The following is a 20,914-nucleotide window of genomic DNA, read 5'->3' on the forward strand; positions in this document are numbered from 1 at the left end:
GGTCGCACTCTACGTGAGTGCGTGGATTGAAACTTCTAACGGATTTAAACCTTCACGCTTACCCTCTCGTCGCACTCTACGTGAGTGCGTGGATTGAAACCCCTTTACCCATCTTGGCTAGTGTAGCGGTTGAGTTGGATTGTCAACATTGAATCAGACAACTTTTTTAAGGGCTGCTTGACGATACTGAACAGGCGTCATATATCCCAGCGATCCGTGAATTCGATGCTTGTTAAACCAGTTGACGTAGTCATATAGCTCCAATTCCAGGTGATGAAGGCTTTGGAAGTCCATTTGGTGGATGAATTCCGTTTTCATGACCTTGTAGGTGGCTTCAGCCACAGCGTTGTCATAAGGACAGCCTTTCCTGCTTAGCGATCGGCCGATTTCGAAGGTTCCCAGAAGCTCGTCCATTTTTTGGTTTTTAAACTCACTTCCGCGGTCCGTATGAAACCACTGGATTTGGCTCAAATCACCTTGTACCGTAGCAAAGGCACGGGAAATCAGAGCAGCGTCCTTATTCGTACCTGCACTGTGGCCAATGATCTCTCGATTGAACAGGTCGATGAGCACGCAAACGTAGTGCCACCGGTGCTCAACCTTCACATACGTCAGATCGCTGACTACGAAGCGTTTGGCTTCGGTCTGCTCAAACGCACGATCTAACACATTCGTTGTTGTCGCCTCATTACATGCCGTTTTGTGAGGCTTAAACTGGGCGATGGTATAGGTGGAGACCAAGCCCTGCTCTTGCATGATTCGGCCAATACGGCGTCTAGACACGATGAGCCCTTGTTCCTGGAGTTTGGTTTTGAGCTTTCGTGTACCGTAGGCTTTTCGATTCTTGTGAAAAATCTGCACAATCGCTTCCGTTCGTTCATCTTCTTTCGGTTGTTCTTTCGCTTCATAATAAAACGTACTTCTTGCGATTTGCAGGACGTCACACATTGCTGATACCGAGTATTTATCAAGGTTATTCCGAATGATAGCTACTTTCGTCCCATGATCAGCGCGGCTTGCTTTAAAATATCATTCTCCATCTGCAGACGCTGAACTTGTTTACGTAGGGCGATCAGCTCGTTCTCTTCGGTTGATCGATTGTCCTTTTCCTTGAAGGAGCTCGTTGTCTTCGCTTGCTTGATCCAACGGTCTAGAGCCGAGGCTGTGAGGTCATATTCCTCCACAATCGCTGCCCTAGACTTCCCGTTCTCATAGAGCTGCACCATTTGTTTTTTGAATGCTGTGGTAAAGGTACGTCGTTGTTGTTTTGGCATTGTAGAGATCCGCTCCTTCGCATGATAGGTCTATTCTACAAGCCCTCATTTTTATTGTCCAACTAAGTGTAGCCGATCCATCCACGCACTCTACGTGAGTGCGTGGATTGAAACTGGCAGAAGGGGTATTTTGGAGCGAACCGAAGAGTCGCACTCTACGTGAGTGCGTGGATTGAAACCCTGTTCGACGGATCGTCTGCCAAATCCTCATACGTCGCACTCTACGTGAGTGCGTGGATTGAAACATCATCTGCAAAAGCAATATGAACCTGTTCGAGTCGTCGCACTCTACGTGAGTGCGTGGATTGAAACATGATGACCTCCCTTTTGTAATTCTCCATTAAAAGTCGTACTCTATGTGAGTGCGTGGTTTGAAACTAATGTTCCAGTATCGAGCTGCCGCCCAACTTCAGTCGTCGCACTCTATGTGAGTACTTGATTTAAACACCTCTTGTCTTAACCTTATTTAAATGTAAGTACTAAATGGTACATTACTTCTTATATCAAACAAAACAACTGCTTACTTACCTTACAATGAAAAAAGAAAGCAGGGATTCCAATTAAAAAATTTATTATGTGGATTTCAGCAGTTTTCGTACTATTCATCATTTTCTCATTGTGGGGTTACAGTAAAGTATTAGTCCAAAAAGATGATTTACCTACTCCGGCAAAGTCAGAAACAACAATCACTAAGCCGAACAATAGCTAGAGCAAAAGAAGTGGGCAATCCAGAAATAACATCTGGATTGCCCACTTCTTTTATTCTAAAGTTCTATATAAGTTGAGCAAAAGAAACAAAAGAATGCGGACATAGTGTGAAATGGTTCTGGAGAAGCGAATCGCCCGCCTTTGTTGCCGGATTTCCTCCTTACTGGGCTTCATTCCGGAAACCCAGCAACAACAGCGAACGAAAGAACATTATACACGGCAGCCTTACTCCACAGTCATTCCTACCGTTCAACCAGAAGAACGAATAGTCATTGCAGCCTCCTGAACTTGTCCCATCATGGACACAGGGTCCTCCCGCAGCCAATCCTCGCCGATCAGGAAGCACCGTCCATTCTTGACCGCTTCAAGCTCCTGCCACTTCGAAGTACGGGATAGCGCTGCGAACTCTGCCTGTGACTCATCATCGGGCGAAACAACAACAAACATATAATCCCCCGTGTGCATGGACAGTTCACTTACCGGGACAACTTCCTTGAACATATGATCCTTCCTGAGCTGTACCCGTCTTACCGGTTCCGGTGCGCGCAAGCCCAAATCCCGGTATAACACGCCCATATCATAGTAGACATCGAATGTTGCAGGCAGCCCCCTCATCCAGAGGAAGGATACGGTGTGACCGTCACGAATGACCTCCTGCAGCATGCGCTTGTTCTCGCTTACGTTGCGCAGGTAACTCTCCACCCAAGCCTCCGCGGTATCACTCTTGCCTACCCAATCAGCTATGAATCGGAAACGGTCGAAAAATGGCATCGACCAGGCAACGTCAAGCGTTGGCGCGATTCTGGCATAATTCTCATAGTGATGGCCGTTAAAGGTCACAATAACATCCGGCTTTAACGCCGACAGCCTGTCTATATGAGGGGTGACAACAGTTTGGGCAATGTGCTCGATACCTTCAATTTGATGGCGGTAAAAGCCGCATTTCATGAGCTGGCTTGGTGCTCCGACGGGCTTGATGCCCAGTGCAAGCAACTCGCCCAGGAATTGCAGGGATGCAATGCGTACATGGTTTCTTCTTAATTTCATATACAATTTCGGAGATACTCCGGTATGCTGCTTGAAGCTGCGGCTAAAATGAAATGGATCACGGAACCCGATGCTGCCGGCAATTTCATGAATGGAGCTGTCCGAGGATACCAGCAGCTGCTTGGCCCGGCTGACACGCTGGGCAATCAGGTAATCGATTGGACTGCGCCCTGTCAACTGCTTGAATATCCGCGAGTAGTGCCGCGGCGAGAGGCTTGCTGCCCTGGATAATTCATCAAGTGTCATCGGTTGAGAGAGATTTTCCCGTAAAATACCGATTGTTCGCTCTACTGCCTCAATAACATCCTGTTCGTTATCCATCACCATCAGAGTTCTCCCCTATCAATACCAAAGGTTCCCCGGCTAACGCCGGAGAACCTGAATGATTTTCACATGCTTATATTGTACACGGTCAAATATCGTTTGGACAAGCTGACAGAAGCTATGGCTGGCTCAACAATTTTACCGCATCGTCAATTTGGGCGCTAAAGGACATGACATCATAAGAGAACCAAAGATTGGAGTCCAGCGTATATACCTTATGGTTTTTGACAGCTGGCAAGTTGCTCCAAAGTCTGCTGTTGCCTACCTTCTCCAGGAAGTCCGGATCATTATCAAACTTGACGACGAAGAGGCGGTCAGCCGATGCAAACTCCGGCAGCTTCTCCATGGAAATGTTCATTCCAAGCTCATGCTCATCCTTGTTCCAGGCTTGCTTCACCGCATCCGTCATCGGGAACTTAAGCGATTCAAACAGCACATAACCTACGTTGCCATTACCATATACCCGCAATTGGCCTTTGTCGAAGCCTCCAATAACAACGGTCCCGAATGTCTCCCCTTCCTTGACAAATGAGGACAGCTTGGCTCTTGCTTCTTCAGCCTTCTTGTTATAGTTCTGAACCCATTCCTCTGCCTGCTCAGACATTCCCAACACGTCAGCGGTATCCTTGAAATGCTGGAAAGCGTCATTGCCTGCCCATTTAACGATTACTGTAGGCGCAATTTTGCTTAATTTGTCAAGCTGCTCCTCGTGCCAGTCTGCCCCGATAATCAGATCCGGCTGCAGCTCCAGTATTTTCTCCAGATTCGGGTCATTGGCAGCACCAGTATCTTCGATTCCGCCAACCTGATCCTTAATGGAGACAAAGTTTTTCAGCAAATGCGTCGCTGCACCGACCGGCTTAACGCCTACAGCCAGCATCTCAGGCAAATATTGCAAAACGACAATGCGCTGCGGATGAGTTGGAATTTCGACCTCTCTGCCCAGTCCGTCTTTATAAGTTGTAGTGGCGGCTTCTTGTGCGGCATTCGGCTGTTGTGCAGTATCTCCACCATTTGTACCTGCCTGCGGGCTGCTGTTAGGTGACACTGCCGAGCTGCCGCATCCGGACAACACCACGGTAAGAACGATCAACATGATAAACCAATGAATTCTGTTTCTTGCATGAAGCATGATAAATGGATCCCCTTTTTTATTAGAATAATAATCATTATCAATTATTATAAAAAAGAATGCTGCAACAATCCATGTCGGATATGGACAAAAAAATTCCCCGCCCACAGAAGCACCTTCATAACTTTGAAGTGTTGTAACCTTCTGCGGGCGGGGAATTCCAGTATACAATCGCCTATTCAGTTATTGTCACATGAGACATTCCCGAAGGACAGCTTCATGTTATGGATGGACATTATAGCTTATTTCAGTTCAGAGATTAACGAAACCAAAAAGAACTTTTCGGCCAAATAATGATTAATGCCGGCTGCCAGACCGGCACTTCCGCCTGCCGCATCGACATTCAAATCCGGAAACACTTCCATTACCTTCATTTCGTTTCCGCGAACCCTATTCGCCTTAGCAGCAGCACCAAGAAGACATGACAATAGAAATTGGTAAGCACTCAGCGCTTTCAATGCTTTTCGGGAAGCTCCAAAACTAAACTCTACATGATCCTCCTGATTGCCTTTGGTAGGAATCGAATCTGCACTTGCGGGCAGACACAAGGATTGAATGGTTCTGACTTTTGCCAAGGCAATCTCCCTGATTGCACGTATGCCTATGCCTTCCTCCCGTTCCAGGCAATCAATTAACTCCATGATATAGTTCGCCTTGTCGGCAATGAGGATGTTAAGCAGATCCATTACATAGCCTACTTGTGTATTGCTGCAATTACACCCCATCACGGCCTCATATCCATCCTCCACTTCGAATAAAAGCGGGTTGTCGCAAGTAATATTGTTCTCAAAGTTTACCGTATTCAAAATAATGGCGAAGGCCTTATCAACAGCCCTGTCTATATGCTCTTTGGAGTCAATCCGAATCTGTCTGCCCTGATTCAGAACTATCCCGATCTTCTCTTCAATAGACAGCAGCTGCTGCATATTATGGCAGGCAAAAATAGCGATAGCCTGTGTCATCGTCGACCCATTCATCTGGGCAAGCACTTCTTTACATTCCAATGAGAAAACAGTATCCATACCAAGCGATTCAAAACAAGCCTGGGCACGCATCTGTCTGCCGTTATAAAACACTTCCGCTTCTTCCAGCCCGCTGACGACCATCGCATTATGGGCTAGCGGGCCAAGGTCACTTAAGCCTGTAGACCCTAACCCGCGGACCGCTGGCGCAATGCCATGATTGAATATATCTAGCATTCTTTCAATCAGCTCGGGTCGCACCCCCGAGTACCCCCGGCTTAACACGTTGGCACGAATGAGCATTGAGGCTCTTGTGATGACAGGATTCAGATACTCCCCCATACCTGCTGCATGGGGATATGGAATGGTTTTATTCCATTCAAGATGCTCCTGCGGCGATAATGCCGTATCTTTCAGATTGCCAAGTCCCGTATTCACACCATAAACAACTGGCGCATCCTCCCCAAGCCAGCGTGTAATCTGCTCTCTGCTGCTGTCACACCTGGCTTTGGCTGCAGGCTCCAGACCAACCATGCCCAATTCCCCGCGCACAGCTTGAATAATATGTTCAACGGTTAAGCTGTAACCATCAATATCATAATGTGTATTCTTCATTGCCTCCCCACCCTACCTTAATTCTCCAATCCTATTTTCAACGCCCTGAAGCACAATGCCTTCCCTGACGACTTTCTCAGCAGTGACCATATCGGGCGACGCGAAGCGGTTTACCGTCACCAGTTGCACATGTTCTCTAAATACACGCAGCGCTTCTCTGGAACCAACGCCAAATTCGAAGTCTGCCAGCTTGGCCTTTGCAAGATCCATCCCTTGAGCAGACATGAACATCTCGATTCCCAAAATCTTGTCAAGCAATGAAATGGCATTCAGCACCTTTATAGCAGACGCAAACGTCGTGCACATATATTTTTTTGTTATGGAATCAAATTTTGAAAAGGATGCATTCGGAACGGCAAGCAATTTCAACTCCGCCAATATGCCCGTTGCAGAGGCCTGAATGACAGGGAATCCATGATTAAAGCCCGGGTTTTCCCCGACCAGATTCATCGGCAGCCCGTAGGACAATTTGCTGTCTAAAAGTCTGAAGCTTCTTCGCTCGCTAATGTTGCCCAGGTCAATCAGACCTATCGTTAACAAATCCAATAAGTACCCCGGCAAGGGATTCAAATTCTCTGGTATGGCATTGATATCCTCGGCGAGCTGCCTTTTCAGCCATAGGGCAGTATCCCGGACACCTCCATGCGTTTGGGGCACAGCCCGGATACTGATCGCATCTTGACAGCGCGGACCATTGTCCCCGCCGAATGCTTCCCGGCCTCTTTCCGTCGTAAATTCACTATCGGCAATCATTCTTCTTACATTCTCCGCGACCTCAATTTGGCTGGTATAGGGTCTGCCAAGCTCATGCAGTCGCCGATCAAAGGCCCCGGTCTCTCCACGTATCGCTTCGAGGTGCATCGCAACACAAATATCTGCTGTTTTTGTCAATCTCGAAGCCGCGGACAGCGCATAAATAGACATGGCCGTGGAAACACAACATAGATTCGTAATAAATGAAGCTTCTTCCCTGCTATATGAAAGCTTGTTCAAACCCGTCTCTCTAAACAATTCTCCGACGGTTTTTATTTTGCCGTCATGATGGCATACCAGATCTTCTTCCCCATAGAGGATTAAGGCAAGCTCACTCATGGCGGATAACTCCGTCATATTTTCCTTATGCAAGCAAGGAGCGATACGATCGTTCACAAAATATAAAACTCTTTCCACAAATGCTTCACTTACTAACCCGGAATGCTTGATCGAGTGATTCAACAGCAGATATAAACTCAAAAGACCGATTTCCGAAGGCCATAACTCGCCATCATATCGTACATAGTCCCTTAGCACATCTGGCAAGCTTTTCTCATTTCCTTCAAAGATTTCCGGTTTGCGATCCGACTGGATCGAGTCCACCGGAGTTTGATGATGATGTGCGGCAATTTTAATTTCTGCTCTCAAACCTGCCAATATTGCAGCCATATCCTCCATTGTCAGGTTGGAACCATTTAATTGTAGTGGAGCATTCATCTTCTCATACTCCTTGTATGTTATTTGTTCGAATAAATTATTATATAATGATAACGATTTATTAATTAAATAGTAGATTGCATCTCTGTTTATTGTCAATCTTTTTTCTATAATTCCTATAGGATTTATTCAAACACAACTTTAAGCGACAGATACAGTTTATTACAAATTATATCCCAAGTAAACAAGTAGGATTGACATGAATTCCATAAGATGCTATATTAGCTCTATCGAATTTATATAATAATTCATTATCAACAATTGATAATTAAGGAGGCGGCCATTCGACATGCAAATCGCGGCCTATCAGAAGCTGATAGTTCCCCGGTTTTAGGAAACTTCAGGCAGTGCGTATTCAGAACAAAAATGTTCAACAGACTAAACTAATATTGAGTTCCGGGGGGAAAAAGATGAAGAAGAACAAAACTGTATTGCTGCTGCTTGCATTGATCATTACTGTAATGGGAGTTGCTACTGCTTGCGGAAACGGCTCATCCCAGAAAAAAATAGCCGTAGGCTCCAAAAACTTTACGGAATCGCTCTTGCTGGGTGAAATGTATGCGCTCGTGCTTGAGGATGCCGGCTTAAAAGTGGACAGAAAGCTTAATCTTGGCGGTACACTTATTGCGCATGAAGCGCTCAAAAAAGGAGACATCGACGTCTATCCGGAGTATACAGGTACCGCTCTGCTTAATATTTTGAACGAGAAGCCGCTCACAGATCCGAAGCAGGTATTCGATCTTGTCTCCGATTTCTATAAGAAGCAATTTAATTTGACCTGGCTGGCTCCTTCCCAGGCCAATAACACTCAAGCGATAGCGATATCCCGTGCAGCTTCCGAGAAATACGGCATTACGACGCTTACAGATTTGCAGGCCAAAGCAAGTGAAATTGACTTTGCAGCCGTGCCCGAGTTTGAAGAGCGTGAAGACGGATTGCTTGGGATGAATCGGGTATATGGGGAATTCAAATTCAAAAGCCTTAAGCTTTTCGATTATGGGATCAAGTACCGGACAGTGCTGAATGACGAGGCTCAAGCTACAATCGCATTCGGAACAGACGGCGAGTTGCTCAACCCGGATCTGCTGGTACTGCAGGATGACAAGCATTTATGGCCTCCTTACAATGTTGCGCCGGTAATCCGCCAAGAAACACTGGATCAAAACAAGGAAGTAGAAAAGCTGCTGGATGCGGTATCTGCGAAGCTGGATGATCAAACGATGCAGAAGCTGAATGCCGAAGTAGATATCAATAAAAAGGAATATAAAGATGTAGCCAAGCAATTTCTTAAAGAAAACGGACTTTTGAAATAATGGAAGCCATAGTTGCAGTATCCGAATAAAATCAAGCCTTGCCAATAGCCTTATCCCTCACAATTGATCCTGTCATCATGCTGACGGGGAACAGACAAAATACCCGCCTGCAGAAGTAAATCCTCCATTCCGGAGCGCTTCTGCGGGCGGGTATTTCATTATGGCCACTATTTTAATTATTGTGAATTGGAATAATGATAGTCCCTGTATTCTTGCGGCGTAGAGCCGACCATTTTTTTGAACAGGTAGGTAAAGTACGCCGAGGTCTGGATGCCGACCTGGTCCGCTACCTCGTAGATTTTGATATTCGGGTCCTGAAGCAGCTTCTTGGCAAGTTGAATCCGGGTCTCCTGCACAAATTCGGAGATAGTCTTGCCCGTCTCCTTCTTGAACAGTACGCTCAGATAGCTCGCGTTCAGGTTAAACTGCTCTGCAAGCTGCTTCACTGTCCAGTTTTCCTGAATCCGCTCTTCGATAAAAGCCGCCACCTTGCGGATCAGATTGTGCTGCTGGTTCATATGTTCCTTCTTCTCGACCCGCATATAACGGTCCACATATTCAGTCAGCAGCTCAATGATTTGCGCAGTCGTGCCGCAGTCAAGCATTCGCCGCCACATCAGAATGTTCATATCGCCTTCAGGGCTGTTCTTCCATTTCAGCGACCGGATCAACTCACTCAGGAAGCTCATTCCAAATGCCTGGGCATAGGAAAAGGAGAATGGCTCCTGCGACAGCAGCAGCTCCAGTATCCGGTTCATATATTCGCTGACTTTGGCTGCCTCCCCGGCCTCCATCAGCTTGACAATTGTCGGCATATATTCCTCTCGCAGCCGGTAATCCTTGAATTCATGGGCGTTCATATGATCATGACGGACAATTTGCCCGTCCGCGATCAGCCGCGCCTGTGCCATCATGAATTTGACTTCCTTGTAGAACGTCGCGGCATCCTGCCACTGCTGCCCCACTTGGCTGCAGCCGATCGTTACGGTCAAGCCATGCTGCTCCTGCATCATTGACTGGATAAACACCAGCTGCTTCTCTACCCGCGCCTGCTCTTCCGGCGTAGGATCAAGATGGATCGCCAAAATTTCATCTGTGCTCGTCTGTGCTACAAAAATGGAATCCAGCTCAGGCAGTCCGACATCCACGGTCTGTCTGAATCCGCTGCCTAGCAGCATTCTTTCTTTGGCATCCTTGCCCGATGTCTGAAAACGGTCCAGTCCGAAGATGAACAATTGCAGGCCTCGCAGCCGGTCCGGCAGCTCCACTAGACTCTGCCACGATGCCAGCAACTCATCCGTTATGGCAATTTCCCAGATCAGATCGGTGACGAAGCGTTCCTTGACCAGCTTTAGACTGCCGGAAATTTTCTTCTCCAGCTCACTGGTCTGCTCTACAATATGCCGCATCTTCTCCAGCGTCGTGCGAAAACCCTCCAGACGGCTCGATACCTCGTCCAGTTTGAGCGGCTTTAACACATAGGCTTGGGCGCCCACGTGAATCGCATCCTGTACAAATTCGAATTCGTTGTACCCGCTGATCATCAGCACCTGCAGATGCGGATGAAGCGTCTTCGCTTTGCCTACCAGTTCAATACCATTCATTCCGGGCATGGAGACATCCGAGATCAGAACGTCGAAGACCGAATCCTGCATTGCCTCCAGTGCTTCTTCTCCCGATTCCATCGTCTCGGGCTCATCATAGCCGAGCTCCCGCCACTTGATATACCGGACCAGCCCCATCACATTTGAGGGTTCATCATCGACAATCATCACCTTGAGCAGATTCATTGTTCCCTCCTGAGCACCGGCTCCTCTGTACAAGCCGGAAATACAATCGAAACAAGTGTCCATTCCCCGGCAGCGCTTTCCATTGTGAATTTCGCTTGATCCCCAAAATACAGCGCCAGCCGTTCCTTAATATTGGTCATTCCAAATCCGTTCCCCTGCCCGACATAGCTTCCTTCTTCAATCGCCTGCAGTGTATCCGACGGTATCCCCTGTCCATTATCGTAGACCGACATTCGCACCTGCCCGCCCTCTTTCATTACGGTGATGCGAAGAATGGCACCCTTCTTGCGTGTAATTGCCCCATGCAGGTAGCAGTTTTCTACAATTGGCTGAAGCACCGTCTTGAGCGTATAGAGGCCGAGAGCGGTCTCATCAATCTCCCATTCAATCTGAATTCGTCCGTGATAGCGGAATTGCTGAATTTCCAGATAAGCCCGTACATGCTCCAGTTCATCCCGGATCGGGATCACACTGATCTGATTATTGAGTGTCAACCGGTAAAAGGTCGTCAGCGCGTCAATAATCCGAATTTGCTCGTCATCCTCCACATCCAGCGCCCGCCAGCGGATAAGCCCCAGGGAATTATATATAAAATGCGGATTGATCTGGGCCTGCAGCGCCTTGAATGCCTGCTCCCTCTCCATTATGGAGGTCTTCGTAATATCATCGACCAGTTTGCCGATCCGCCCGGACATGGAGTTGAACATGTTCTCCAGATCCCCAAGCTCATCATTCTGCTGGTGGCGCACACTGACATCGAATTCACCGCGGGACAGATCGCTCATTCGTGTCCCCAACTTGCGAATCCGCCACACAATGTTTTTGACTATCGTCATCATCAGGAAGATCGACAGCAGCAGGAAGAATGCCGTAATGCCGACGATCAGATACAGGACACTGCGGTTCTGATGGTCCATGTATTTCATATGAATGGCGGCTACGACATGCCAACCGGAAGACAGCGGCTTCGAGATCATAAGATCCTTGGAAGACACCGGATTATACGCAGAGGCACCTTCACCGTCCATCCCAATGTCCGGCCAGTCCTTGGTCACCATCCGTGCTCCAATGTGGGTCCGGTCGGTCGCTCCAAGAATGCGCCGCGAATCATCTACAATATACAAGCTGCCGTCACCGCTGAACGGGTGGTTCAGCATCTCTCCGAATACGTTATCATAGTTCAATAGAATATAGACAACCCCAAGCATTTCACCGCTGTAGCTTAAAATTTTACGCGTAATAATCAGCTGATCCGGATTGCCCGGCACACTGCTCCATTCAAGGGAGCGCGAAGACTTCATAATATTATTGTACCAGGTACGCTCATCCATGCCGGATACTTTCCGGTCCTCGGGACGCCACAGCAACTGGCCGTCCTGAACAAGTGTCGGATTCGTATGATAAATGCGAAAGTCCGCGATTCCGGGCAAATATTTGCTCGTAATCAGAAACGTCCGGTCCACATAATTGACCGTGTCCACATTCTCGGACATCTCTGTATATTCCCGGCCCAGGCGGGCAATCAGTTCTCCGTCGGTGGCTGTCCGGACAGCCAGAAAATCATAGCTCTGCTTGCCAAAATCCACATTGCGGGCAGTCTGCCGCACAGCCTCGTCTACCGTAACGAGATAGCTGTGATGAAAGCTCCGAATGACCATATAGATCGCTCCGCTGCCCAGAATCAGCGTCGGGGCAAGTAAAATGAGGCCGTAGAGAATTAATATTTTGCTGCGCAGATTCATTCCGCGTGTGAACCAGATAATCATTTTCTCCAGCCTTAGCCGCAAGTCCAGCACTCCTTTCACCCACACAAAGTATATCATAGGCATGGTGAAACAGGGATAATAAGGACGCCAATGAAGGGAATTCCTTATAGATGTCCACCGGTCTCCCGGAATGTTGCGCTGCACAGACGAACCTGAAAGGGAAGCCCATGTGCGGCTTCCCCTTCTGCTTGCCTGACTATGATATTTAAGCTCCTTGCTGCTTTTGGAACTCCTCATGCCATTCTTTTTTCAGATCGGTCCAGTGTGCGCGCTTCTCCAGAGCGGCCTGGAAATCGGTCCATGCCTGCTCAAACGCTGCATCATCTTTTGCCATCATGAGCTTGGCTTTGTACTCCTTGCGTACATTCTCCAGCTCCGGCAAATATTTCTCCCACTGGCCGCCTGGTCTTGCTTTGATCATATCTTGAGGCTCCGCTACACGAACGCCGCCCATTTTACCAATTTTCTCGGTGAACTCAATCGTTTTGAATCTGCCCTTTGGATCGGTTACACCGTAGTTCCACCAAGGATACCAATCATTGCTGTAGGAGGAGGTTCCGTACAGCTCAGGCGTTGTGCTTGCTTTTTTCGCCTGGTCGCCGGAATCATGCAGCTCCTTGTACTTCTCATCGGTATATACCCATTTGCCAAGCGGCTGATCGACCCAATCCCAGAATACGCCCGGAGGTCCTTCATTGACCACTTGCTGCTGCTCAGGCTTGTTCGTCAATGTGTAATCGAAGAAGGCCAGAATCGTTTCAAGGTTTTTCGTGTTTTTGCTAATGTATACATCATTGCCCGGATAAGGGTTAACCAATTGATTCGCACCAATATGTTCGACACCCGGTACCTTCGGATATGGAATGGCTTCATAGAACCAGGCCGGCTCTGTTGGTCCGTCCAGTACTTCCCACAGCGAAGCATCCATATTGAAGAAGCCGCCGGCGTTCAAAGCAATACGTCCGGTTTTGTTTTTCTCTTTGTAGCGTTCTTTCTTATCGGTGATCGCTTCGTGGTCGATCAGGTTTTCGCGGTACATTTTATTCATCCATTGATAGGCTGTTTTGTACTGCGGATCATCATAGATAAATTGAATATCATTGCCATTTTTGGCGACTGGAATGACGCCGCCGGCAGAGCTCGTTGTAACCCCGAATGTGCTCAGGATAACGCTCTCATCATTCACATCGGACAGGAAGCTCAGCGGAATAAGCGGCTTGCCGGATGCATCGGTCTGCTTGGCTGCTGCTCTCAGATACTTCTCAAGACCCTCGAGCGTAGCCAAATCCTCCAGCTTCATGCCGACCTTCTCTACAACGTCACTGCGTACAATCCATCCTCCGGAAGCCCAGCCCGGCCATGGATCTTCAGGGTTTTGGTCAAACCAGGTCGGAATCGACCAGATATGGCCGTCTTTATCCTTCATGGCATCCAGGTAGACCTTCGGAATGGAAGCAAGGCCCGGATATTTGTCCGGCATATCAAAATACTGCTCCAGCGGAAGAATCGTCTGGGAACGGGTCATTGCAGAAGAGACTACATCACTGCGGGAGAAGATTGCCGCGTCCTCAAAGCCTCCCGTGTTCAGCTTCAGGTTCAATGCCGTAATGGCATCGCCTTGCGTAGATTCCAGCTTGACATCAATACCGGGTTCTTTTTCTCTCCAGTATTTCTGTACCATGCTGTCATTGTTGACCATCGCCGTCCAGCCGAGCCACAGCTTGAATGAATTGGACCCGCCGGATGCTTCTTCGGCTTTGCCTCCCCCGCCAGAGCAGGCAGTCAACCCTACCATTAGAAGCGTTAGAGATAATGCGGTTAATCGTTTTGCTCCCCATTTGTGCAGCTTCATGTTGCTTCCCCTTTCTACTTCTGTTTTGGTATGTGAACTTTCCTTATACCCGATAATTGAAGCTCTTGCCAGTACAATCTCCTGTTAGAAGCAAATCCTTGCCACTGGCTGTTCCTGCTGCTTAGCCTTTTACAGAACCGATCAGCACGCCCTTGACAAAATACTTTTGCAGGAACGGATAAACGCAGAGGATCGGCAGTGCGCTAACCATAACGGTCGCCATCTTGATCGACATCAATGTGACGTTGGACAACATCGTTCCCCTGGCGAGTGCTTCCTGGTTGTTATTGGAGCCCAGTACCGTCGAGATGTCTTGTGCAGACAATAACTGCTGCAGGAATGTCTGTACCGGAATCAGATTCTGATCGGATACATAGAAGGCGCCCGCGAACCAGTCATTCCAATGTCCGACAGCGGTGAACAATCCGAGCGCCGCCAGCATCGGCTTCGACAATGGCAGAATAATCGAGAACAGAATGCGGATCGGGTTGGCCCCGTCAATCTCCGCCGATTCGACGAGAGCATCAGGAATCCCCTGAATAAATTTCATCATAACGAACATGTTCCAGGCGGAAAAAGCAGTCGGTATAATGTAGACCCAGAACGAATTTAGCAGTGACAAGTTGTTAAGCTGGATATAGAACGGAATCAGGCCGCCGCTGAACAGCATTGTAATCAATACATAAGTAAGCAGCGACTGGCGGAACGGCAATAGCCGATAGGACAGTCCGAACGCCATAAGCAACGTAACCATCAGTCCGATGAATGTGCCCAGAACTGTTCTGGCAATTGTAATCAGATACGCATGCTGGATAACCGAGTTGCCTAATACAATCTCAAAATTATAAAGTGTAAACTCGCGCGGCCACAAATATACGCCACCCTTTGCTGCGTCGCTCCCGACATTCAGAGAAATAGACAGCATATACAGGAACGGATAGATGACCGACAAACACAAGGCAAGCAAAAGTACAATAATAATGGCCTGGCCGATGCGTTCTCCTGTTGAAGTCTTAATCATGCTACCACAGTCCTTCCCCGTTAAATTTCCGCGCCATTTGGTTTGTGAAGAGCACCAGTAACAGGCTTATGACCGAGGAAAGCAGACCGACTGCCGTTGCCATGCCAAAGTAGCCTTGCTGCAAGCCGCTTCGCAATATGTACGTATCCAGTACATCTGCGACCGGCTGGTTGGCCGGGTTCATCAGCGGATAAATCTGATCCATGCCCACTGTAATCAAGCTCGGCATGCTGAGAATCAGTACGATTGAAATTGTCGGGAGAATGCCCGGAAACGTAATATGGCGAATTTGCGCCAGCTTGCCGGCTCCCTCTACCTTGGCTGCTTCATACAGCTGCGGATCAATCGAAGTAATTGCCGCCAAGTACAAAATTGTATTCCAGCCGACCTCTTTCCACAAGCCGCTCGCCACAACCATCGGACGGAACCACTCGGTGGAGCCGAGGAAGAAGATTGGCTCGAAGCCCATGTTCACAATCAGCTGGTTGACAAGACCCCCATCAAGTGTTAACAACGATTGAAGGATATAAGCGACTACAATCCAAGAGAAGAAGTGCGGCAGATAGCTCACGGATTGCACGAACCGTTTGAAGCCGCCATGTCTCACTTCATTAATCATAAGGGCAAGAATAATCGGTGCCGGAAAGCCGGTTATGAATTTCAGCACGGCAATGTAGATTGTATTTCTCACCACGATCCAAAATTGTTCATCCTGCAAAAAAGCGAAATTTTCAAAGCCCACCCACTGGCTGTTCCACATCGTAAGCCCGATATGAAAATCCTTGAATGCCACTTGAATGCCGATCATCGGAATATAGCTGAATAAGAACAGCAGGACGACGGCCGGTAAAATCATCAGATACTGCCAACGGTATTTTGTTAGTCTGGCTAGCATGTTATCACCCCTGGCCTTTATTATAGAACCCGGATGAAAGCGGAACCATACTATAACGATTGGTTTTTTATCGTTTTGATTGGAGATTTTGAAGCGCTTGCAAAAAAATGATGAATTCATCCTTTGACCAAGCAAGTGAATCACAAAAGAAAATGCCCCGGAAAGCAGCTTCCGGGGCTTGTGTTAAAGTCCTTCCTCCACTAATAGTCACTCTTGATAGCGGAAGGGACGAAGAATTTGTAAAGTGTGAACTCATTGTTCCAGAACTCACTACTGGGATCATGCGCATCGCTTCAATGAATATTACACTTCATCTGCATCCGATTCATAATGGCTGATATCCCCATGCAGCACAATCTCATGAGACCCGTCTTTGAAGTCGATCCGATTCAGGCAAGTCGGGTGAATATACGGCAAATCCCATAGTTTATGAAGCGGTCTGCCCTCCAAATGTGTCATCAGCACCTTAATGACGACAGTATGGGTCACAATCAATACCGATTGCCCTCTGTGTGCCGCTACTATGTCCTGCAGCTTGGCCAAGGCCCGCAACTTTACCTCCTCAAAGGTCTCACTGTCTTTAATCTTGAACTTGATCGGATCTTCCCAAAAGTAGCTGTACTGATCCGGATGGGTCACCTCGTTCTCCTCCGATGTGCGGCCCTCCCATTCTCCCAGACCCAGTTCCATAAATGCCTCCGCTGCATGAAGCGGGATATTGCGTTCTCCCCTAATAATTTCGGCCGTGCGAAAAGCCCGCAGACTTGGACTGGCATAGACAGCATCCAGTACAGTACCCTGCATGCCCTGAGCCAGCCATTCCGCCTGTTGGATTCCCAGCGGTGTGAGTGCAGAATCCTGATGCCCCTGCATACGGTGCTGCACGTTCCATTCGGTCTGTCCGTGTCTGGTCAGATAAATTGTAGTTGTTGTCAAGGTCGCTCTCCCCCGCTCTGGTCAAATCCATTTCGCTGCTGCATCCATAGTCATTCATAAGCAGCTTCTCCCTAAGATTAACATTACTTTGATCTCAAGGGCCAGCTTTCCGGACAAAACTTCTATTAAAAGCTGTTTATCTGTTTGAATTTTAGTGAGGATGATATGATTGCGTAATTCAGATGCAACAAAAGAACGTATTCTGGAGGCAGCTATGGCGGAATTTTCGGCGTTTGGAATTGCTGGCGCCAGAGTCGACCGGATTGCCAAAAATGCAGGCTGCAACAAGAATTTGATTTATATTTATTTTGAGAACAAAGAAACGCTATTTAGTACGTTTCTGCAAAAGCACCTGTCACGGGTATATGAAGATATTGCCTTTACACCGGAGAACTTGCCGGGTTATGCTATGCGCGCATTTGATTACACGATGGCAAATCCCGATTTGATGCGGCTGATGTCATGGTTCAGTCTGGAACAAAAAATAGAGAATCCTGCCGAGCGCCGCGATCTGCAGGACAAGAAGCTTGCAGCACTGCTGGAGGCGCAAAATTCGGGGGAAATCGGTTCGGCTTTCTCTCCCGGATTCATTCTGGCTACCACCATGACACTAGCTACCGCATGGACAGCTGCGAACCCTTTTGGCAATACTATTTATCCGGAAGCCGTTCAAAATATGGATGCTTTGAGAACTGCCATTGGTACAGCAGTCAAGGTCATCACGCAAGCTGAACCTGGAAACCATACATGATTCCCCGTAAAAATATGCAGCGAATAATCGCTCCGAATACTCGCTGCATATTTTTTTAGCGCTTTATATTGCTTTAGTAAGTCCCCTTGCTCAAGACCATTCATTAATTTCTTTCTTCTTTCCACATTACAAAAGCAATCCAGATGCACCCCACGGCAACAAGCAATCCATGTGCAATACGCAGCGGCTGCCCCGCAAGGAATTGCGGCAAATAGAGTAAAAAGCCGAGCACAAGCGGAATTCCGCTCCATTTGGGCAGCATCCGGGACTTCCAGATCGCAGCAGCAGCCAAAATAGCAGCGGAGGCCAACAGCAGCAAACCAAGAACGATCAGAATAAAGCCAGCGCCAAAACGAATATCATCGGCAAGACTGAGCAGTGAGGCATTATGCTGTTTGAGCGCTTCCTGACCGATCGCGTAAAGGCCGAATACTTCAACACCGTAGTAAGGCAGAGTCAATCCCGTCCCCAAAAAACCAATTATAAAGGCGAAGTAAGCCAGACGGTTGACAGCACATTCCCGAAGCTTTAAATATAGGCCGAATAAACCCAAGGTTAAAAACATAAATCCGAGCATTGCCAGTACATGAGCCACAATCCAGTTCACCGATCCGAACGCTTCCGCACCAGATAATGTAATCTCGTCTGAAAATGGCCGAATCACCGGGTACAGAATGAATAGCAAGCCGGCAAGACCAAACAGAACAGCAGCCATACGTACACGGCCAGCCGGCTCATTTATTTGCAGGAATTTTCCAGTCTGAGCAATCATATTTCATCTTCTCCTCACTATATTTGAGATATCTTCAATTTAAACTAATGATATTAGTTTTGTCAATGAGGAGTTTAATAAACGCTTTAACTAGCCCGTTGACTGCTTTAGCTAAGGCAGATAATCCACCTATACTATGAAAAAATACCCGGCCTCCTGTTAGGGAGCACCGGGTGCCGATTTCAACGTGTACTAAATCATCCGTATAATATGCAGCTTAACGTTAACTTTGATATGCGAAATTAATGAGAAATTAGCTTCAAATGCAGAACTTAGCGCAACGTCCTTCACAATTACCCGGTCTGTTTTACCCTTTTCGCCGACCAATGAAATATAAATCTCAGCAGTGGCGGCACCAGGAAGAAAATAAAAAATGTCCGGAACAACTGGTATCCCGCGACCATGGACAGATCCGCATCTATTTCGTGAGCAAGGATGCCCATTTGATCCATTCCGCCGGGAGCCAGGCTTAACAGCGCTGTCGCTGGAGATACCGTGTGCAGCATGGCCAGCAGTTCACTCAGTCCGCAGGCAACAGCAATAAGCAATAATCCGCTTGTTGCAGCCAGCGTTATCGTTCTTAGTTTTTGCGTCAGCTTGCCCGGCTTTAATAACAGGCCGATATAAGCGCCGATCAACAATTGGGCGGCATTAAGCAGAAGCGGCGGGAGTGCAGGACCGTACATTCCGAGCCCTTGCAGGACAGCAGTTCCGATGGCAGGACCGAGCAAGAAGGCCGTCGGAAATTTAATCCGGTTCCCTGCAAGTGCACAGACTACACAGACGATGGCAAACCAAACTCCGTTTGGGAAAAATGCTGCCCAGCTTGCAGCCTCTACAGGTACAGGAACGGCTGCAGCCGGATTATGCACGCCGCCGAAAATCGGGCTGAATACAAGCAGCGGCACAGACACAATAATGAGCATGAGCCGGATAACTTGTGTGACGGTTACAATGGTCAGATCAACACCCTTGGTTTCTTCCGCGAGCGCCACAATCTGGGTAAGACCGCCGGGTATGCTGCCCATAAGCGCCGTCTTGTAATCAATATTGGAGAGCCTGGATACAATATATGCGATGCCTGCACATAGAATCAACAGCAGCAGCGTCATAAGCAGCATGGACGGAAGCAGCCCGGCCATCTCTCGAAGTGCCGCACCTGTCATTGATAAGCCAATCGTATATCCAACGATAATCATGCCGGAATTGCGCAGTTGTCCGGGCCATACATACTTGACTTTGAATACGGACGAGCCAATGAGAACCGCAATCATGGGCCCGAGCAGCCATGGAATCGGACCATGCAGCAGCTTAAACAGGGCTGCGCCTGCAATTGCTGTAACAAGCGTGAAGAGAATCCCCTTTACGTTGCTTCCCCTCTTCACCAGTGGTTCCATTTCCTTACCTCCTGTCTGGTCATGCTTATTGATATTGGAAGGTAACAATACCTTTATAATCGTTCAGACCTTCTTTTGTAATATGAAGCTCGCTTACATCCTCGACATGTTGCCCGGATGCATTCAGAAATTTATCGACTTTATCAAATAAAATCATGCCGGGAATGCCAAGCGCTTTTGTCCGGTAATGCATAGGGATGGTAATCGTAGGCTTAAGCTGGTGCATGACCTGCACAGCCTCTGCCCCATCCAAAGTACGGTACCCGCCTCGGTAACAAACAAAAAAGCCGATTGTCCGAACCATTTGATCTTCATCCCTAACATCTCCTATCCACTAGTTTGCAAGATCGATGGATTTTTATTTATGTGCTAATTTCTGCACATTTTAGACAAAAAAATCAGTCCAGCAAATCCGCAATCGTGTAGGTCCCAAGAACATAATCCACCTGTACACTGATATCGGTCATAATTTTTTGGAACGAAACTCTGACTTTCCGGCCAAACAAATGATTCCCTGTCGTGTCCAGCATGCGGTCCCATAGCGGATCTTCCTCATGCAAAGACTTGTATACTTCTTTTAACGTAATCTGCTGCGGGCTGCGGGCAAGCTGATAGCCGCCTGTTCGTCCCTGCTTCACCTCGACAATCCCGGCTTCGGCAAGCTGGGATAAAATTTTGCGGAGCGCAGTCGGCTCGCAATGAATATGCTCAGCGATTTCGGTGCTGGAGCGCTGCTCCGAATCAGAAGCCAGCACGATGAGCGCCTGCACGCCAAATCCAAAACGTTTGATCTGTGCCATAGGTTACGGATATTCTCCCTTGATTTAATGTGCTAATTTTAGCACATTAAATTTTCAAGTTCAACTTCTGGTGAATCCCGCCCATGCAT

Annotated in this window: 17 protein-coding genes and 1 CRISPR repeat array; of the genes, 2 read left to right on the forward strand and 15 right to left on the reverse strand. The window is 47.9% G+C overall.

The window, feature by feature from the left end:
- Positions 1-153 precede the first annotated feature (153 nt).
- The 5 genes from H583_RS0123810 to H583_RS0123835 form a co-directional block, all read right to left on the reverse strand.
- Positions 154-1,274, reverse strand: a protein-coding gene (locus tag H583_RS0123810) for an IS3 family transposase (RefSeq protein ID WP_154665970.1) whose coding sequence is annotated in 2 segments (ribosomal slippage) — positions 154-1,025 and positions 1,025-1,274 — 1,122 coding nt in all. Because the reading frame shifts where the segments join, the coding sequence is not laid out codon by codon here.
- Between the two features lie 82 nt (positions 1,275-1,356).
- Positions 1,357-1,652: direct repeats of the CRISPR family, unit length 32 nt; unit sequence GTCGCACTCTACGTGAGTGCGTGGATTGAAAC.
- 579 nt (positions 1,653-2,231) lie between these two features.
- Complete coding sequence (locus H583_RS0123820; protein ID WP_028562671.1) at positions 2,232-3,356, reverse strand: AraC family transcriptional regulator; 1,125 nt, start codon at positions 3,354-3,356, stop codon at positions 2,232-2,234.
- Positions 3,357-3,471: 115 nt separating this feature from the next.
- Positions 3,472-4,485, reverse strand: a complete 1,014-nt coding sequence (locus H583_RS0123825) for an ABC transporter substrate-binding protein (protein WP_036710986.1) — start codon at positions 4,483-4,485, stop codon at positions 3,472-3,474.
- Between the two features lie 242 nt (positions 4,486-4,727).
- On the reverse strand, positions 4,728-6,062 hold the full coding sequence (locus H583_RS0123830; protein ID WP_028562673.1) for an aromatic amino acid ammonia-lyase: 1,335 nt from the start codon (positions 6,060-6,062) through the stop codon (positions 4,728-4,730).
- A gap of 12 nt (positions 6,063-6,074) precedes the next feature.
- Entirely contained in the window at positions 6,075-7,532 is a 1,458-nt protein-coding gene (locus tag H583_RS0123835; RefSeq protein ID WP_028562674.1) for an aromatic amino acid lyase, read from the reverse strand.
- Between the two features lie 410 nt (positions 7,533-7,942).
- On the opposite strand from H583_RS0123835, the gene H583_RS0123840 reads away from it, so the two are divergent.
- The gene (locus H583_RS0123840; protein ID WP_028562675.1) at positions 7,943-8,845 is read left to right on the forward strand and encodes an ABC transporter substrate-binding protein; all 903 of its coding nucleotides are present in this window, start codon (positions 7,943-7,945) and stop codon (positions 8,843-8,845) included.
- 176 nt (positions 8,846-9,021) lie between these two features.
- Here H583_RS0123840 and H583_RS0123845 read toward each other — a convergent pair whose 3' ends face one another.
- The 6 genes from H583_RS0123845 to H583_RS0123870 form a co-directional block, all read right to left on the reverse strand.
- Positions 9,022-10,635, reverse strand: a complete 1,614-nt coding sequence (locus H583_RS0123845; RefSeq protein WP_051236917.1) for a response regulator — start codon at positions 10,633-10,635, stop codon at positions 9,022-9,024.
- Positions 10,632-12,422 carry a sensor histidine kinase gene (locus tag H583_RS0123850; protein ID WP_028562677.1) on the reverse strand — a complete coding sequence of 597 codons (1,791 nt, stop codon included), beginning with the start codon at positions 12,420-12,422 and terminating at the stop codon, positions 10,632-10,634. Before H583_RS0123850 ends, H583_RS0123845 begins: the two co-directional genes overlap by 4 nt.
- A 184-nt stretch (positions 12,423-12,606) precedes the next feature.
- Complete coding sequence (locus tag H583_RS0123855) at positions 12,607-14,253, reverse strand: type 2 periplasmic-binding domain-containing protein (protein WP_028562678.1); 1,647 nt, start codon at positions 14,251-14,253, stop codon at positions 12,607-12,609.
- Between the two features lie 121 nt (positions 14,254-14,374).
- Entirely contained in the window at positions 14,375-15,274 is a 900-nt protein-coding gene (locus tag H583_RS0123860; protein ID WP_036710880.1) for a carbohydrate ABC transporter permease, read from the reverse strand.
- 1 nt (position 15,275) lies between these two features.
- Positions 15,276-16,169, reverse strand: coding sequence for an ABC transporter permease (locus tag H583_RS0123865; protein WP_028562680.1), 894 nt, complete (start codon positions 16,167-16,169; stop codon positions 15,276-15,278).
- 303 nt (positions 16,170-16,472) lie between these two features.
- Positions 16,473-17,105: a histidine phosphatase family protein gene (locus H583_RS0123870; protein WP_028562681.1), complete on the reverse strand. Its 633-nt coding sequence runs from the start codon at positions 17,103-17,105 to the stop codon at positions 16,473-16,475.
- 169 nt (positions 17,106-17,274) lie between these two features.
- On the opposite strand from H583_RS0123870, the gene H583_RS0123875 reads away from it, so the two are divergent.
- On the forward strand, positions 17,275-17,856 hold the full coding sequence (locus H583_RS0123875; protein WP_028562682.1) for a TetR family transcriptional regulator: 582 nt from the start codon (positions 17,275-17,277) through the stop codon (positions 17,854-17,856).
- Between the two features lie 103 nt (positions 17,857-17,959).
- Here H583_RS0123875 and H583_RS0123880 read toward each other — a convergent pair whose 3' ends face one another.
- The 4 genes from H583_RS0123880 to H583_RS0123895 form a co-directional block, all read right to left on the reverse strand.
- Positions 17,960-18,628 carry a hypothetical protein gene (locus H583_RS0123880; RefSeq protein ID WP_051236919.1) on the reverse strand — a complete coding sequence of 223 codons (669 nt, stop codon included), beginning with the start codon at positions 18,626-18,628 and terminating at the stop codon, positions 17,960-17,962.
- Positions 18,629-18,921: 293 nt separating this feature from the next.
- Positions 18,922-20,025 (reverse strand): AbrB family transcriptional regulator, encoded by a 1,104-nt coding sequence (locus H583_RS0123885; protein WP_036710890.1) that lies wholly within the window; start codon positions 20,023-20,025, stop codon positions 18,922-18,924.
- 25 nt (positions 20,026-20,050) lie between these two features.
- Complete coding sequence (locus H583_RS34070; protein ID WP_051236921.1) at positions 20,051-20,329, reverse strand: MBL fold metallo-hydrolase; 279 nt, start codon at positions 20,327-20,329, stop codon at positions 20,051-20,053.
- Positions 20,330-20,423: 94 nt separating this feature from the next.
- Complete coding sequence (locus tag H583_RS0123895; RefSeq protein ID WP_028562685.1) at positions 20,424-20,825, reverse strand: RrF2 family transcriptional regulator; 402 nt, start codon at positions 20,823-20,825, stop codon at positions 20,424-20,426.
- Between the last annotated feature and the right edge of the window lie 89 nt (positions 20,826-20,914).

Source organism: Paenibacillus pinihumi DSM 23905 = JCM 16419, assembly GCF_000422505.1.
GTDB lineage: Bacteria > Bacillota > Bacilli > Paenibacillales > Paenibacillaceae > Paenibacillus_D > Paenibacillus_D pinihumi.